Annotated in this window: 9 protein-coding genes and 2 pseudogenes; 9 read left to right on the forward strand and 2 right to left on the reverse strand. The window is 29.1% G+C overall.

Annotated features, from left to right (window positions below):
* The 8 genes and pseudogenes from ACM0IS_RS01410 to ACM0IS_RS01445 all read left to right on the forward strand — a co-directional run bounded on the left by ACM0IS_RS01410 (position 1) and on the right by ACM0IS_RS01445 (position 12,664).
* Positions 1 to 1,053 carry an ABC transporter ATP-binding protein gene (locus tag ACM0IS_RS01410; RefSeq protein ID WP_416756501.1) on the forward strand — a complete coding sequence of 351 codons (1,053 nt, stop codon included), beginning with the start codon at positions 1 to 3 and terminating at the stop codon, positions 1,051 to 1,053.
* Positions 1,046 to 3,436 carry an ATP-binding cassette domain-containing protein gene (locus ACM0IS_RS01415; protein ID WP_416756502.1) on the forward strand — a complete coding sequence of 797 codons (2,391 nt, stop codon included), beginning with the start codon at positions 1,046 to 1,048 and terminating at the stop codon, positions 3,434 to 3,436. Before ACM0IS_RS01410 ends, ACM0IS_RS01415 begins: the two co-directional genes overlap by 8 nt.
* Positions 3,429 to 3,902 carry a DUF3899 domain-containing protein gene (locus ACM0IS_RS01420; RefSeq protein ID WP_416756504.1) on the forward strand — a complete coding sequence of 158 codons (474 nt, stop codon included), beginning with the start codon at positions 3,429 to 3,431 and terminating at the stop codon, positions 3,900 to 3,902. Before ACM0IS_RS01415 ends, ACM0IS_RS01420 begins: the two co-directional genes overlap by 8 nt.
* A gap of 111 nt (positions 3,903 to 4,013) precedes the next feature.
* On the forward strand, positions 4,014 to 5,195 hold the full coding sequence (locus ACM0IS_RS01425) for a hypothetical protein (RefSeq protein WP_416756505.1): 1,182 nt from the start codon (positions 4,014 to 4,016) through the stop codon (positions 5,193 to 5,195).
* A 169-nt stretch (positions 5,196 to 5,364) separates the two neighbouring features.
* Complete coding sequence (locus ACM0IS_RS01430; RefSeq protein WP_416756506.1) at positions 5,365 to 6,510, forward strand: N-6 DNA methylase; 1,146 nt, start codon at positions 5,365 to 5,367, stop codon at positions 6,508 to 6,510.
* The gene (locus ACM0IS_RS01435; protein WP_416756508.1) at positions 6,486 to 7,766 is read left to right on the forward strand and encodes a DDE-type integrase/transposase/recombinase; all 1,281 of its coding nucleotides are present in this window, start codon (positions 6,486 to 6,488) and stop codon (positions 7,764 to 7,766) included. Before ACM0IS_RS01430 ends, ACM0IS_RS01435 begins: the two co-directional genes overlap by 25 nt.
* A 29-nt stretch (positions 7,767 to 7,795) precedes the next feature.
* Positions 7,796 to 9,373: pseudogene (locus tag ACM0IS_RS01440) on the forward strand (N-6 DNA methylase); the annotation flags it as partial.
* 72 nt (positions 9,374 to 9,445) lie between these two features.
* Positions 9,446 to 12,664 carry a type I restriction endonuclease subunit R gene (locus tag ACM0IS_RS01445; RefSeq protein WP_416756509.1) on the forward strand — a complete coding sequence of 1,073 codons (3,219 nt, stop codon included), beginning with the start codon at positions 9,446 to 9,448 and terminating at the stop codon, positions 12,662 to 12,664.
* Positions 12,665 to 12,723: 59 nt separating this feature from the next.
* Here the strand turns inward: ACM0IS_RS01445 and ACM0IS_RS01450 are convergent, their stop codons facing one another.
* Both ACM0IS_RS01450 and ACM0IS_RS01455 read right to left on the reverse strand, forming a co-directional pair.
* On the reverse strand, positions 12,724 to 15,234 hold the full coding sequence (locus ACM0IS_RS01450) for a GA module-containing protein (RefSeq protein ID WP_416756511.1): 2,511 nt from the start codon (positions 15,232 to 15,234) through the stop codon (positions 12,724 to 12,726).
* 161 nt (positions 15,235 to 15,395) lie between these two features.
* Positions 15,396 to 15,569, reverse strand: a complete 174-nt coding sequence (locus ACM0IS_RS01455; protein WP_416756513.1) for a hypothetical protein — start codon at positions 15,567 to 15,569, stop codon at positions 15,396 to 15,398.
* Between the two features lie 260 nt (positions 15,570 to 15,829).
* Here ACM0IS_RS01455 and ACM0IS_RS01460 point away from each other — a divergent pair.
* Positions 15,830 to 17,424: pseudogene (locus tag ACM0IS_RS01460) on the forward strand (IS1634 family transposase).
* Positions 17,425 to 17,567: the final 143 nt, after the last annotated feature.

The raw sequence follows: 17,567 nt of genomic DNA on the forward strand, positions 1-17,567 counted from the left end.
ATGGAACAAAAAGAAAAACTCTTAACAGTTGAAAACTTAAAGGTTTCTTTTAAACTGAGACGTAATAAATTTATAACTATCGTTCGCGGAGTGGATCTTGAAATAAACAAAGGTGAAATCATTGGCCTTGTTGGAGAATCTGGTTCAGGTAAGTCTGTTACTTCAAAAGCATTATTAAATATTAATGATAATTCTTTTACAACTGCGGATAAAATGGAAATTGATGGCATTGATTTATTAGAACATAAAAAAGATTCTTTTTGACAAAAAATCAGAGGTCACAAAATTGGATATATACCTCAAGACCCTTTAACATCATTAAACCCAACAAGAAAAATTGGGAAACAATTATTGGATGCTTTAAATAAAAATGATGATTGAAAAGATAAAGATTTAAATGAGAAAAAACTTTATCTAGTTAAATTATTAAAACAATTTGGAATCAGAAATGCTGAACAAGTATTTGAAATGTATCCTCATACACTATCTGGAGGGATGAAACAACGTGTTGTAATCACAATGGTTGTTGCTTTAAAACCAAGCTTAATTATTGCTGATGAGCCTACAACTGCTTTAGACCCTACTGTTCAAGCCTCAGTGCTAGCACTTTTTGAACAAATCAGACAAGAATTTCAAATTACAATTATTTTAATTAGCCACAATATTTCAGTTGTTGCTAAATTCTGTGATTATATTTATGTAATGTATGCTGGTAAAATCGTTGAAAGAGGAAGTAAGAAAGATATTTTTACAAATCCTTGCCACCCTTACACCTGAGCCTTAATTTCAGCAATTCCAGAAAATCGTGAAGATCGTTTATACTCAATTAATGGTACACCACCTGATATGAACAATCTTCCACTTGGAGATGCATTTGCTCCTAGAAATGAATACGCTTTAGAAATTGACTTTATTAAAGAACCACCATTATTTGAAGTTTCACCAGGACATTATGCTGCTACCTGGCTATTGCACCCAGATGCGCCTAAAGTGACATTATCAAAAGAATTACAAAATAGATTAGAAAGTTTTAAGAAGGTATTTAATGAGTAATAAAAAAACAATATTAGAAATTATTAATTTAAAAAAATATTTTGTTAATAAAAATGCAGTTAACAAAGCAGTTGATAATGTTTCATTTGATGTTAAAGAAGGTGAAATTGTTGGGCTAATTGGTGAATCAGGTTCAGGAAAAACAACTATTGGTCGCTCTTTATTAAGACTATATGACGACTACAATGGATTTGTACGCCTAGATGGTAAGATTATTTCAGGTAAAAGAATTTCACACAAGCGTAAGAAATTCATGCACAAGAATATTCAAATGATTTTCCAGGACCCAATGGCTTCGTTAAATGGTCAAAATACAATTTACAGCATTTTAAAAGAACCATTAATTGTTAATGGAATTATCAAGAACAAGCGTAAAGATATTAGCAAAGATTGAAATAAAGTTAAATCTAATTTTAGATTTACATTTATTGAACATGCTTTACAATACCAATTAAAGAGTTTATTAATTTCAAACAAACTTCATGAACCATTCATTGCAAAATGAGAAAATTTAGGAAATCAAATTACTTTTGATGTGCAAAATAATTTAGATGATCAATTTAATTCATATTTTGCTTATCTAGAAGAAAGAACCAAAATTAATTCAATTGTTATTAATAACCTTTACAAAAATACTGAAGAGCTCCTTGCACTTTATGAAGCTAAACAAGCTGACTTTAGAAATAAGAAAATTGACTTTGATGAAGTTGAATTAGAAGAAGCAAGAAATAAATATAAACATGAAAAAGAATTATTCTGATTTACACAAGAATATTACGACTTAAAAGCTTTATATCAAGAGCAAAAACATACTTTTGCTGAAGATAAAAATAACTATAAAGATACAGCTAAAATTTCAAAAACTTCAATTCAAAACTTTTTAGCTGAAGTTAAAAACGAGTACCGTATGCACCGTAATGATGCTTTCTCTACTACGTTTTTAGATTACTACTTCCATGAATACAAATTGTATTTAATTAATCATCGTTTATACCAAGAATTGAAAGCAAATTATTCTAAGTTAAAATTCCTTTCATTTGAAGAATTACTTAAAATGTCAGATGAATTTAGAAAATATTCACAAGAGTTTTATGCAACTAAATTAAATATTAATACAAGTTCTAAAGCTGCAATTAAACAATTGAAAAATATTGTTAAAAATGAATATGATTTCAATTTAGACTCTTATATTAAACAATCGTTGCAATTGCAACGTGAGTTAAAAACTCAATATAAGAAATCTAAAAAAGCATTAAAGAAAACTCAAGTTAAAATGTTTAAAGAGGCATTTAAATATGCTCCAGACTTCTACCAAGATAGAATGCGTGCCAAAGAAGAATTAGCAAAAGCACAAGCTTTATTTGATGCTGAAGCCAAAAAATACATTATTTCATACCGTGAAAGAATTCAAAAATTACAAGAGCAAATTGCTCAAGCTAGTGAAATTGACAAAGACCTTCGTGCTCGTGATAAAAAAGTTTATGCTCAATTTTTACAAAACAATGATAACTTTATTAAGTTTTATGAAAAAGATATTATTGCTCCATTGGCTAAAGCTAAAAAGAATAGCAAAGAGCATAAAAAATATCTACAACATCAAATTGATTTAAAAGTGTATAAAACTAATGTAGAAGATAGATTAAATGGTATAGCATCATTTAAAATTGAACAAAAATACCTTAATAAAAACTTATACAGCGTTTATTTATTAATGGGAATTACACGTAAAGATCAAAAATACAAGAAAATGGGTAAATTTGGTGCCTTCCTTGTTTCTTTAGGTCTACCATTAAGAATGAAACGTATTTCTGATCTATATACACAATCAATTATTTATAAAGCATTAGAAGACGTTGGATTACTAAAACAATTTGCTTATCGTTATCCACATGAATTCTCTGGTGGTCAAAGACAAAGAATTGTTATAGCTCGTGCCCTAATTACAGAACCTAAAATTATTGTAGCTGATGAACCAATCGCTTCACTTGATATTTCAATTCAAGCGCAAGTAGTTAACTTGTTAAAAGATTTATGTAAGAAGAAAAATATTGGTATGGTGTTTATTGCTCACGACCTTTCAATGATTGAATATATAGCTGATAGAGTTCAAATCATGCACCTTGGTAAAATTGTTGAATCAGGAAAAACAGAAGCTATTTATGCTAAACCAATCCACCCTTACACAATTAACTTATTTAAAGCTATACCTAAAATTTCAAATGCTAACGAAAAATTCCAAGATGTTAAATTCGAACTTTCTTATTTAGAAGAACAAATGTTCCCTAACATCGCAACTCAATTTGAGGTTGAAGATGGATTGCACTATGTCTATGGTACAAAATCTCAAGTTGAAAAATGATTAGCAAAAAATAATAATGAATAAATTTACCTACAAAATAGGGCTAAAACTTAAAAACGAGTTTACAAGCTTACGTTTTTACATCATTAACTTAGTTTTTCTAGTATTATATTTTGCAATAGTTATTCCTTATTACATTGTCAATAAGGAACATTGGGATTATAACAAAGCTATTGATGCTTTCTCAGTCCCTGCCTTTATAACTTTCTTTATTGCAATTATTGCGTTAGTACTTAAACTAGGCTTTTTAGAACGTACCTTTAAGAAAATGAGATTGTCACTTGATAATATTCAAGATTCAAAAGAACAAAGAAATCTCAAAAAGATGCCTAATGAAGAAAAACGTCTTTATTTAGAAAAGAAAAAGCTTGAAGCACAAAAAAGAGAAGATTATGCAGCTAGCCATCCCAAAACCAAATTTCCATTTGTTTTTGCTTCAGTGTTGTATTTATTCCTCTCAATTGCATTTATTATTGTAATATATGCTTAAAAACAAGTTGGTAACATTGCTTACCAGCTTTTTATTTTGCCTTTTTAAGCTAGAAAATTTAGCATATGATAAAATTAATTTATAAACAGTTTTCTTGAGAAAGAAGGATATATGCAAAAGGAAAAATTAGTGCCAGAAATAAGGTTTAAGGGGTTTGAAGAAGAATGGTCATGCAAAAGAATAGATGATATATTTGATGAATATTCTTTAAAAAATAACAATCAATATCCCCTCTTATCCATAAAGCAAGGAATCGGAACTGTATTAAGGGAGGAATCTGGAAGAACTGTAAAATCAGATGCAGAAAATATAAGCAACTTAAAATTAGTCCACAAAGGATCTCTTATTATGCACTTGCGTTCTTTTGAAGGTGGTCTTGAAAAAGCAAATCATGATGGACTTGTTAGCCCTGCTTATCATATATTTAAAAGTGATTGTGCTGATACAGAAATGTATTATTACTATTTCAGAAGAAAGAAATTTATAAATACTGATTTAAACAATCATGTCTATGGGATTAGGGACGGAAGAAGCATCGATATTAATGGTTTTAATTCTATATTAATTCCATATACATCGCTATTAGAGCAAAATAAAATAGGACAATTAATTGTAGGTTTAGACTTTCTTATTCAATCTCAAGAATTAAAACTTAAAAAACTTAATGAAGTCAAACAATCATTTCTAAGTAAAATGTTTGCTTCAGAAAATCAAAAATTTCCAGAAATAAGATTTAAAGGGTTTGAAGAAGAATGGTCATGCAAAAGAATAGATGATATATTTGATGAATATTCTTTAAAAAATAACAATCAATATCCCCTCTTATCCATAAAGCAAGGAATCGGAACTGTATTAAGGGAGGAATCTGGAAGAACTGTAAAATCAGATGCAGAAAATATAAGCAACTTAAAATTAGTCCACAAAGGATCTCTTATTATGCACTTGCGTTCTTTTGAAGGTGGTCTTGAAAAAGCAAATCATGATGGACTTGTTAGCCCTGCTTATCATATATTTAAAAGTGATTGTGCTGATACAGAAATGTATTATTACTATTTCAGAAGAAAGAAATTTATAAATACTGATTTAAACAATCATGTTTATGGGATTAGGGACGGAAGAAGCATCGATATTAATGGTTTTAATTCTATATTAGTTCCATATACATCGCGATTAGAGCAAAATAAAATAGGACAATTAATCGTAGGTTTAGACTCCCTAATTAAATCTCAAGAACTTAAACTCAAAAAATTAAACAACATTAAGCAAGCTTTATTAGAAAAAATGTTTTGTTAGATTTATGTAGTCAAATGACTACATTTTTATATTTTTATGGAAAAATGTGGAAGTTTCTTAAATTTGTTCCATTTAGCATGGATTTGGCCCTTTTTTTACCCTTAAAATTAATCATATGATAAAATTATTTAGTAATTTATTTAAATTTAAATAATAAAAGGAGCACTATATGAATAAACAAGAATTGGCAAACAGAATATGGGCATCAGCCAACAGTATGCGTTCAAAAATCGAGGCTAATGAATACAAAGACTACATCCTAGGGTTTATTTTTTACAAATTCTTATCAGAACAAGAAGAAAAATATTTAATTTCTAAATATAACTATACAAATGATGACTTAAAATACCTAGGTGAAAATAATTATGATTTATCTTTAATCAATAACAAGGATGAATTTGAATCATTATCAGAAGATGACCAAGCTATGATTGAAACTATTGTTGATATTCAATCAACACTTGGATATTACATTCAATATGATGATTTGTTCTCAACTTGATTAAAAATGGGAAAAGACTTTGGAATTGATACAGTTCACAGAGGATTAGCTCGTTTCAATAGCAATATTGGTCCAAAGCACAAGAAAGTATTTAATAAAATCTTTAATACACTTGAAACAGGACTTTCTAAACTAGGAGATAGTACTGGAGCTCAAACCAAAGAAATTGCCTCAATTATTAACATCATTAAAGATATTCCTATGGATGATAAACAAGACTATGATGTGCTTGGATTTATCTATGAATATTTAATTTCTATGTTTGCTGCTAATGCTGGTAAAAAAGCTGGAGAATTTTATACTCCACATGAAGTTTCAGTATTAATGGCTGAAATTGTTTCTCATGTACTTAAAAACAAAGAAACTATTAGTATTTATGACCCTACCTCAGGTTCAGGTTCTTTACTAATTAACATTGGTAAAAGTATGTCTAAATACATTGACAAGTCAAACATTAAATACTATGCTCAAGAGCTAAAAGATAGTACATACAACTTAACCCGTATGAACCTTATCATGAGAGGTATTTTACCTAACAATATTGAAACAAGAAATGGTGATACTTTAAAAGAAGACTGACCATATTTTGATGAAAACAAGGTTTATGAACGTTTATATTTAGATGCAGTTGTTTCAAACCCTCCATATTCTCAACCATGAGATCCTGAAATGATGGAAAATGATCCAAGATTTGCTGAATATGGTATTGCTCCAAAATCTAAAGCTGACTATATATTAGGAGAAAATTTTAAGACACATTCCAAAATTAAGAAAGGAATGTGTTTTTTATGTCAAGAAAACAATTCACTGTAGAACAAAAATTAAAATATATTAATCTTGCTTTAAATAAAGGAATCGAGTATGCTCAAATAGAATTTGTTGAAGAATTTTGAGAAGAAAGATACAAAGACGTATACACTTCATATGCCAGAAGAAAACGTAATGTTAATCCTTATCGATACGCATACAAATATATCAAATATTGAATTAACATATATAATACTGATATGACAAAATTAGAATCTCAAACCGGAAAATCTTCTAAAAAAGGGAAAGCATCAGGTAGGCCACCTAAACGTAGAAGCATTAATGAATTCGATGATCATGATAGAAATTTATATCAAGAAATTATGGAAGAAATATTAGAGGAAAATGGTATTAATCCAAATGTAATCATTCAAAAGATAAAAGAAAGAAAGCAAAAAAATCAATCATTTCATAACAATAAATTAGCAGCTGAGGTATTTCATGTAAACAGAACATCTATTTACAGCACATATGAAAAAGCAGAAAAAATAGATAGAAGAAATCAATATTTAGATGATACTGTTATTGATTGGCTAAAAACGCAAATCGAATTATCAAATAATGTCATTGGAAGAGATAAACTTTTTCACAAATACGTCTATGAGACAGGGCATAAAATTTCAACTTATGCTTTTAGAATTAATTTTGATTCTTTGGGTTATAAATCAAATGCATATAAAAATAGAAGAAAAGATAAACCACCAAAGGAAGAAAAATATGATAGAGTTTGGGCTCCAGATTTGATTAAAGGAAATTTCGTTTCAAGTTATTTTGGAGAAGTTTTACATGCAGATATTAAATATGTGAAAGTAAATGGTGTTTGACATTATTTACATGTGGTTACTGAAACTTATTCTGGTGCGATACTTGGCTGAACATTATCTATTGATAGAACTGCACAAGCAAGTATAAATTTATTGCAGGCATGCATCGATAAATATAATATAAAACCAAGTGTTTTTCACTCTGATCATGGTATCGAATATGCAAACAAAATGTTTTCAAATTTTTTAAAGTCTCTTAATATAGCTCAATCAATGTCTCCAAAGGGCAATTCATTAAGAAATAGGCCATCAGAATTCTTATTTTCAATATTTCAAAGAGAACTTTTTGACTTTTATAATACATCCAATTTAGAATATGAAATAGTTTATAATTTAATTAATTCATTCGTGTTTTGATATAACACAGAAAGACCACAAAGAAATTTAGAATATAAAACACCATATGATATTTCTAATCATATGGCGCTATGTGTCTAAAATTTTTATCCTAATATAAATCTAAAGCTGACTATGCTTTCTTATTACATGATTTATACCATTTAAAGAGTGATGGAGTACTTACAATCGTTCTACCACACGGAGTATTATTCAGAGGTGGTGAAGAAGAAAGAATTAGACGTAATTTAATTGAAAAGAATAATATTGATGCAATTATTGGATTACCAGCTAATATTTTCTTTGGAACAGGTATTCCTACAATTGTTATGGTGCTTAGAAAAGATAGAGTTAATGACGATGTACTCTTTATTGATGCATCTAAGAACTTTATTAAAGATGGTAAGAATAATAGATTACAATCTTCAGATATTAAAAAGATTGTTGATACTTATGTATCAAGAGCTGATCTTGATAAATTCTCACGTAAAGTTTCAAGAGAAGAAATTAGACAAAATGATTTCAATCTTAACATTCCACGTTATGTTGATTCTAATGCTAAAGCAGAATCATGAGATATTTATGCTTCAATGTTTGGAGGAGTTCCAAACAGCGAATTAGAAGCCTTTGACGATCTATGAAATGCTTTCCCAACTCTTAAGGAAGAACTATTTGCTCCAATTAATGATAAATATTCAGAACTTAAAAACAAAGACATTTATCAAGATATTTTCGCTAATGGTGAAGTTAAAGCTTATGAGCAAGACTTTAAAGATTCTTTAAGCTCATTTGAAGCCTTCCTAAAGAAAGAATTAATTGATGGAATGATGCAAGTAAACATCCACCAAGAAGAAGATATTATTAGCAATCATCTAGCAGCTAGCTTACAAAATAAAAAATTAGTAGATTTCTATCAAGCTTACCAATTAATGGATGATGAATGAAAAGTTGTTTCTAATGATTTAGAAGTAATTCAAGCTGAAGGTTTTGATGTAATCAAAGCTATTAAACCTAAAATGGTTTCTAAGAAAGATAAAAGCAATAATCCAATCGAAGTACAAGATGGCTACATGGGATACATCTTACCTTTTGAATTAATTCAAGAAGTTAAACTTCAAGACTTAAAACAACAACAAGTAGCTCTTGAACAAAGAGTACAAGACATTGATGCTAGAATTGAAGAATTAACTGGTGAAATCACTGAAGAAGATAAAGAAACTTACAGCAACTTATTTGCTGAAGATACAGGTAAATTAATTGATAAAGAAGTTAAATCAGTGCTTAAAGAATTTAGCAAAGTAGCAAGCAATGATCCTGAAGGATTTGAGGCTAAAATTGTTGAAATTTCAACTCTAGGTGCAGAGAAAAAAGAAGTAGCAAAACAAAGCAAGGCACTAGCTGAAGAACTTGTAAAACAAACTATTGCTATTTATGATACTTTAAGCGATACTGATGCTAGAGAATTGATTACTATTAAATGAGTAAATCCAGTAATTAAATCACTAGAAAGCTTGCCTACAACTATTCTTGAAACTTATGCTGATAATATTAAGAAACTTGGCGAAAAATACCAAAACACCTTAATGGATATTGAAAATGATATCAGAGAAGTTTCAAATACATTAATTTCATTAATTGATGAACTTGATGCTAATGAAGAAGATAAAAAAGGTTTAGAAGAATTCAAAAAATTATTATCAATGAATTAATAAAATAACATTTAGCCCTAAGCCTAGGGCTAATTCTTTATATAACGAGAAAATTATCAAAGAAAGGCAAAAATGACTTTTGACTCAGAATTAAAATTTGAAAAAGCTTTAATTGAAAAGCTAACCCAGAATGGGTGAGAAACTCAAGTACTCAAAAATAAAACAGAAGAAGAACTAATCCAAAACTGAGCAGATATCTTATACAAGAATAACCGTGATTCATATCGTTTAGGTAACTATCCGTTAACTAAAGGAGAAATGAACCAAATTCTAGAAAAAGTAAGATACGCTACTCCGTACCACATTAATAAGTTTGTTAATGGTAAAACTATTTCAATTATTCGTGACAATAAAGACGATCTTAATAACTATGGTAGAGAAATCAGTCTTAAAATTTATGATCGTGATGAAATTGCAGCTGGTATTTCAACTTATCAAATAGTTGAACAACCTATTTTTAGAATTGATAACCCACTTAAAAGTGATCGCAGAGGGGATTTATTACTGCTTATTAATGGAATGCCTTTAATTCATATTGAATTAAAACGTTCAGGAGTTTCTCTTTCAGAAGCAACTAACCAAATTAAAAAATATAAGGCTGAACAATGCTTTACTGGTTTATTTAACATGGTACAAATTTTTGTGGCTATGACACCGGAAGAAATGGTTTACTTTGCTAACCCTGGAGATAGTGAATTTAATGAAAAATTCTTCTTCCATTATGCTGATATGAATAACGATGTAATTAATGATTGACGTAAATTATCAACCTTCTTTTTAAACATTCCAATGGCACATGAATTAATTGGATTTTATACAGTGGCTGAAAGTGATGGCAATGATCGAAATAGTGGAACGCTTAAAGTTATGCGTAGCTATCAGATTTATGCAGCTAGAGCAATTGCTGAAAAAGTTCGAAGAATTAATCGTGACGAAAACTGAGGCAGAAAAGGAATTAAAGGTGGTTACATTTGACATACCACAGGGTCAGGAAAGACGCTTACTTCCTTTAAAACAGCTCAATTAATTGCTAATTCAAAAGATGCAGATAAGGTAATTTTCTTAGTAGATAGAATTGAATTAAGTACTCAATCATTAAATGAATATCGTAACTTTGCAGAGGATCAAGAATCTGTGCAAGATACCCATAATACTTATTCGTTAATTTCAAAATTAAAATCGAATGCAGCTAGTGATAGCTTAATTGTGACTTCGATTCAAAAAATGAATAGAATTGATACTGAATACCGTACTGAAAAAGACTTAGAAATTATTAATAATAAACGTTTAGTCTTTATTGTGGATGAATGTCACCGGTCAACTTTTGGAGATATGTTTGTTAAAATTAAACAATTATTTAAAAATGCTATCTTCTTTGGATTTACCGGAACTCCAATTCAAGAAGAAAACATGAAATCAAATAGTACTACTGTTGATGTTTTTGGAGATGAATTACACCGTTATACCATTGTAGATGGAATTAAAGATAAAAGTGTACTAGGATTTGACTACACACCTGTTATTACTCTAGATTATAAAGCAATTAGAAAGCAAATTGCTTTACGTGAAGCAAAAGCTAATAGTGAGAGTGAAGTGTTTAATAATCCAGATAAAGAAGGAGCATTCTTATATTACAATGATCCTAAAAAATTCCCTAATGCTGGTTATATTGATTCGTTAGGTAAAAGAAAAACTGGACTAGAAGATTTAATACCAGAAGTGCAATATAAGCGCCCTTGAGAAGAGGAAGCAACTAATTTAAAAACCCATAAAAATATGGTTGTTAGTGATATCTTAAAGAACTGAGAAGTACTAAGTATAGGAAGAATTTATAGTGCGATTATGGCTGTAAGTTCAATTCCTGAAGCAATCATGTATTATCGTTTATTTAAGTTACGTATGCAAGAAAATCCAAGTGGGCCTCAATTAAAAATTACTTGTTTATTTGATCCTAATATTGATAACATTGATACCGAACGTTCATTATTTAAAGAAGATGGAAAGGCTGAAATCTTACAAGATTACAATACTAACTTTGACCAATGTTTTATGGTAACTGATTGAGATAAGTTCAAAAAAGATGTTGCTAATCGTCTAGCTCACAAGGGAGCTTATATTGGAATTGCTAAAGAAACTTCTAAGCGTCTGGATTTACTTATTGTAGTTGATCAAATGCTAACAGGATATGATTCTAAATATGTTAATACCTTATATCTAGATAAAATACTTGAATATAGTGGTTTAATTCAAGCCTTTTCGAGAACTAACCGGATTGAAACAATTCGTAAGGAATCAGGAAATATCAAGCTATACAAAAAGCCTTATACCATGGTAAGAAACATTGAGGAAGCTTTTAAAGTTTACTCAGGAAATAAAGCTAGTGTAGCTTACGTTGATAAAATTGGTCAAAATATTGTTACAGTTAATGTGTTATTTAAAGAAATCTCTCAAATCTTTCTGGCTGAAGGAATTCATAATTTTGAGAAAAACCCTGAATCTAAGGCAGCAAAGGCTAAATTTGCTAGTGAATTTAATAAACTATGAAGAAGAATTCAAGCTGCTACCTTACAAGGGTTTAACTGAGAAAAAGTTACTCATTATACCGAATTTGATCCTGAAGAGGGAATGAAACCTAGACAAGTTACTTGTGATTTAGAACGTGTAACTTATGATATCTTAATCCAAAGATATAATGAATTAAAGGAACTAGCCAAAAAAGAATATGCAACAGCTGGCGAAAGTGCCTATGATGTAGATACAACCATCATAGAAATGGATGCAACTAGAATTGATAAAGATTACTTAGAAGAAAAATTTACTAAGTGAACTAAAGAACTACAAATAAATAAAGATGCTGAATTAGTACAAAATAAATTGCAAGAATTACAATCATCATTTGCAACCTTATCACAAGAAGAACAAAGCATTGCTAACTCATTGATTTTTGAAATTCAATCAGGTGAATTAATTCTTAGTCCAGATAAAAGCTTTAGAGACTATATCAATGAAAGAAAAGTCACAACTAAAACGACAAATATACATAATTTTGCTCTCGCATTTGGAGTACCAGAAGCTGAATTAAATGAATATATTAATTATGTGCCAAATGAAGAAAATTATAATGACTTTTCAAGATTTGACAAACTAGTTGAATTAGTTGATAAAAATAAAGCTAAAGCATTTTTAGAAGCTGAAAGTAATAGTGTTATTCCAGCTAGAAATCTATTCCCTAAATTAAAATTAAGATTAAAGAACTATATCTTAGATAAAGAATATGAAATTCACAAATAACTGCCTTGAGCAGTTTTTTGTATAAAAAAGCACACGTATGTGTGCCTATAAATATTAAATTATTTGTTTCTTTTTGCTTTTTTAACAAATAGGAGTGCAAATCCGAATGTGGCAACTATAGCACCTAAAACCCCAATAGCAATTCAAAATCCTTGACGTTGTACTGGGTAATCAAATTTAATTGCGTCTTGAGCAATTGGTGATAGTCCATAAAATTCTTTTGTATTAATTATATTATTCATGATATTTTTATCATGAGTAGTTAATTTAACTGCAGGAATTTGAGTGTATTTTAAGTAATTGGTTTCTTTAATGTATTTAACTAAGTTTATAATGCGAGGATCTGAGGTTTGTTCTTCAGCTAGGGTATTAAATTCTGCTACATTCTTAGATTCAATAGCGCCAATAAGTTTTACATATAAAGTGTTGTCTTTAATTCTGGTTGTATTTGCTGCATTAAAGGCATCTAGATCAATTACTGAGTTAAATAATGAGCTAAGTTGTGCATTTTCTTGAATATCTTCGGTAAATTTAGCAATAGCATTTGTTGCAGCAAGTGAGCTGTCTTGGAATTGAGAATTAGTATCAAATGTTGAATTTTCAAATTTGTTAATTTGATACATAAATTCTTGCAAGTTTGTAAAAGCATTAGTGATTGAATCAAGTGCAGTTTGGAAGTCTGCAACAGAGTTATCTCCAGCTAATGAAATTAAAGCACTAGAATCTACACTTAAGTTATTTTCAGCTGGTGTAACCTTTTCAGATGTTCCAAGATCGCTAATTAATACATTTAGTGAACTTGTTGATGAATCTAAACTCTTAGTTGAGTAGACAAATAGTTTATTTACTATAGTGTTGTAATCACTAGCTTTAGCAATGAATCCTAGGGTAGCTTCATATGTAGGAAGTGTTTGGAATTGTTTGTCAAATAGTTCTTTAGCTGCAGGAGTAAAGATACTTAATTTTTGTTCAAGTTCAATAACTGCTGCTTGTTTTCCGTTTACAAGTGGAGTGTCAGGGAATTTGCTAATTTCTGCCTTAGTGTTAGCAAATTTAGTTTCGATATCTTGTAAAGTGTTTAGTGCATCAACATATTTATAATTAAAGTTAGAATTATCTGTATTTAAGAAAGCAGGGAAACCTGGGAATTGAGAATCGATTTCACTAGCTTCAGCTAAAGCTTTTTTCAGTTCTTGATTTAGTGAGTCAATTTGTGTTTTTAAGTATTGTGTTGTGTTAGCGTATTGAGCAGAAGCTTTAATTTCAGCAGTAGCCTTATCCATTTCTGTTACTAAGTCAATTGTTTGGGCAAATAATGGATCAAAGGTTTGAACTAGTGGAGTAATAGTTGCTTTTAGTTCTTCTAAAGGAGCATTAACAGTTTGGCTATATTTAGCCAATTGAGTGTTGTAAGCTTCAAGAGATAAGCTAGCTACTTGTTTATTTGATTCAACAATAAAGTTAATTAAGTTATCTTGAAGGTTCTTGTTATAGTCGTTAGAAGCTTTGGTTGCTGCGTTTGCATATAAAGTGATAATTGCAGCTACTTTTTCAGCTAGACTAGCTAATGCTTTGTTATCTGAAGTTTTAAATGATTCTAAAGCAGCAATTTGTGAATTAGTATTACTTACTAAGTTTGATAAATCAGCAACAGTTGGAGCTTCTTTAAGAAGCGTATTTAATTCAGCATAAACTGTATCTAATGCAGCAGCTGGTGTAGCAACAATTTTACCATCATTTAATAATAAACCTTTTCCAAATGATATTAATGTGCTAATGTATGGAATAGCTGGATTTGCTGTAGCAGTTTGAAGTGCATCATCAAGTTGCTTTCTTGAATTTGAAATTTGAATTGATGCAATAATGTTTTCTTGACCAATAGTTTCAATGGCAGAATTAATCTTGTTGAGGTCAAAAACTGTTTCTGCTGTAAGAGCAGTAGTTTGAACTTCTTTTAAGGTTGTAAATGCTGGATCTAAAATTGTGGCATTTTTTGAGCTGTAAGCTCTAATAATTGCTTCGTTAGTTAAAGCATACTTAATTATTTCATATGTTTTAATTCCGCTTAGTTGATTATATGCAGCAAGTAAGTCTTTTAATTCTGTACTAATAGCTTGAGCTGTTGTAGCAGCATAAGTTTTATTTACTATGCTTTGAACATAAGTTTTCTTTGTTTCATCTAATTCAGTGAATGCTTTAGTAAATGCATCTTGTTGGACTTTAGTTGAAAGCTTGTATTCATAGCTAGTTGCAAGAGAATCGAATGTTGAGATTTCTTGTACTAATTCGTTTAATGCATTTATTTCAGTTTTAATTTTGTTTAGTTCATCATCGTTTTTAGCGTTTGAGACTTGAGTATTAAAAGCTTCTTTTTGTGCTGGTGATAATTGAGCATCAGCAGTTATAATATTTGTTACTTCCTCTTTACTTGTTTGTAAAGGATCTACGTTATCTCCTTGTGCACTTACTGTTTCGTTAGTAGCGCTTGCAGAGATAGCAATAACAGGTAAGCAAATTCCACTAGTTGCAACTACACTAGATAGAATTAATTTATATTTTCGATTGTTCATATTAGAATTTTCCTTTCATATATAGTTAATTATAATAATTTATTACCTAAATATAGGCGAAATGGTGTAAAAATGTGGAAATTATGATTTTGTTCCACATTTTGTAAATTATAAAAGTTTAATTCTTTAGCCTAAAGGTTTAATCGTTCAAAAAAATATCTTTAAAGTACCAATAATTTAGCTCTAAAAGATGTTTTTATAAAAATTGATTTAAATATTATTTCAGCTTCTAATTTTGCTTTTTTTACTATAAGAGATAAATTGTCTAATAAATTCTTCATCATAGCAGCATAGTATTTGTATAAAGGCTTATCCTTGAATTTTGCCTTAAACATTAGTATTAAAAATTTCTAAATTATTATCATTCTTAAGCATTATATCGTGATTAGTTTGCCATTTTCCAGTTTCTGTAGTTTTTCCTGCGTTTCCCACTTGGGCCAAATATAGTCACTTTTTAGGTGGCTATATTTTTGAAAAAAATATAAATATTATGCTACTATGCTACTAAATGTGGTATAATATATTCATGAAAAAGAAGAACCTACATGAAATAAATTGAATAATTTCAAGATCTAAAAGACAAAAAGGAACTTATATATCTGTTGGATATCAAAGCACAAACAAAACAGGATATGCTGTAAGATTCGGGATAGGATATGAAGAAGATTTTGATAAATACCAAGAAAATTCAGTCGAAAAAATAAAACAAATTATAAAAACTCTTCCTCTCTCAATGACAAAAGAAGAGGTTATTAATGAAATTAATAAAAGATCAAAAATAAAAGCCCTAAAATAAATGAGACATATGAAAAATTTGTTGGATTCGACTTAATTTCTCGATTAATTGATTATTTTGATATTTTCAAGGATTGTAAAACTACAAAATCAGTAAGTTTAAATGATGTTGTAAAGCAACAAATATATCAAAGAATTAAAAATCCACTTAAGTGTTTATGCTACGTACAAAAATGCAACTAAAGAAAAACAAGATTTTTATTCTAAAAATTCGTTTTATAGATCACTAGAATATATTGCTGATAACAAAAATCAAATACTTAAGCAATATAAATGAAACCATGAAAAATGAGTACAAAAGAGATGTAAGTATAGTTTGATTTGACTCAACAACAGCTTATTTTGAAACATTTAGTCGAGATGGTTATAAGAAACCAGGTTATTCAAAAGATGGAAAATTTAAAGAAGACCAAATCGTTATTGGACTCGCCACTGATAGTAATGGTATACCAGTGCACTACAAAGTTTTCCCCGGAAATACAGCTGATTCATCCACTTTTATTCCTTTTATACTTGAACTGCAAAAATATACAGCATAACCACAGTTACTGTTATTGCTGATAAAGGAATGTCTGTAAATAAAAATATAAGATTTTTAGAAGATAAAAACTAAATTACATTATTTCATACAGAATGAAAAAAGGTTCAAAAGAATTCAAAGAATATGTTCTTAGTGAAAAGGATTACATTAATGAAAATGGACTCTTATATAAGAGCAGAGAGATAATATCTCTATACCGTAATGGAAGAAAAAATGGTCACACTAGAAAACAAATAATCACTTTTAGTGAAAAAGAGCAAAAAAGACTATGAAGATAGAAAAATTCTTATTGATAACTTCAATAAGAAAGCTAAAAATGGAAAAGTGTCATATGAAGATATGGTTGGAGGAAAGAAATATCGTTTCTTTAAACCAACAGATAAGTCAGGTTTTTATGAATTAGACTATGATAAAGTCCTAGAAGATGAAAAATTCGATGGATTTTATGTTTACGAAACTAATAGAGTTGATCTTAAAGAAACTGAAATCGTTGAGCTATATGCAAAACAATGACAGGCTGAAGAAAACTTTAGAACATTAAAAGGCGCATTATCATTAAGACCAATGTATCTTTCTACATGAAAAAATATACAAGGATATATTTGTTTATGTTTTCTTTCTTTAGTAATGTTAAAATTCCTTACCTATAAAATTAATGATTTTTTAGGTCTTGCTAAGAAGGATAAAATGACTACATCTAGAATCATTACTATGATTAATGATGTTAAACAAGTTGAACACTATTTTGACAAAAACTTATAAATACAATCGAAATTAAAAACCCAGCCTTACAACAAAGCTGGGAAGACTACCAATTAATATTAAATATTTTTAATCATTTAAATATTAAATAAAGTTTCAAGCCAACTACAGCATTCACTGTGGCTGGTTTATTTTATTATGCTACTGCTGGGAAACGTAGGATTATATCGTGATTAGTTTGCCATTTTCCAGTTTCTGTAGTTTTTAGTTTCACTTTTTCTTTCAAAAAAAGATA

This window comes from Mycoplasma aquilae ATCC BAA-1896, assembly GCF_048074525.1.
GTDB classification, from domain to species: domain Bacteria; phylum Bacillota_I; class Bacilli_A; order Mycoplasmatales; family Metamycoplasmataceae; genus Mycoplasmopsis; species Mycoplasmopsis aquilae.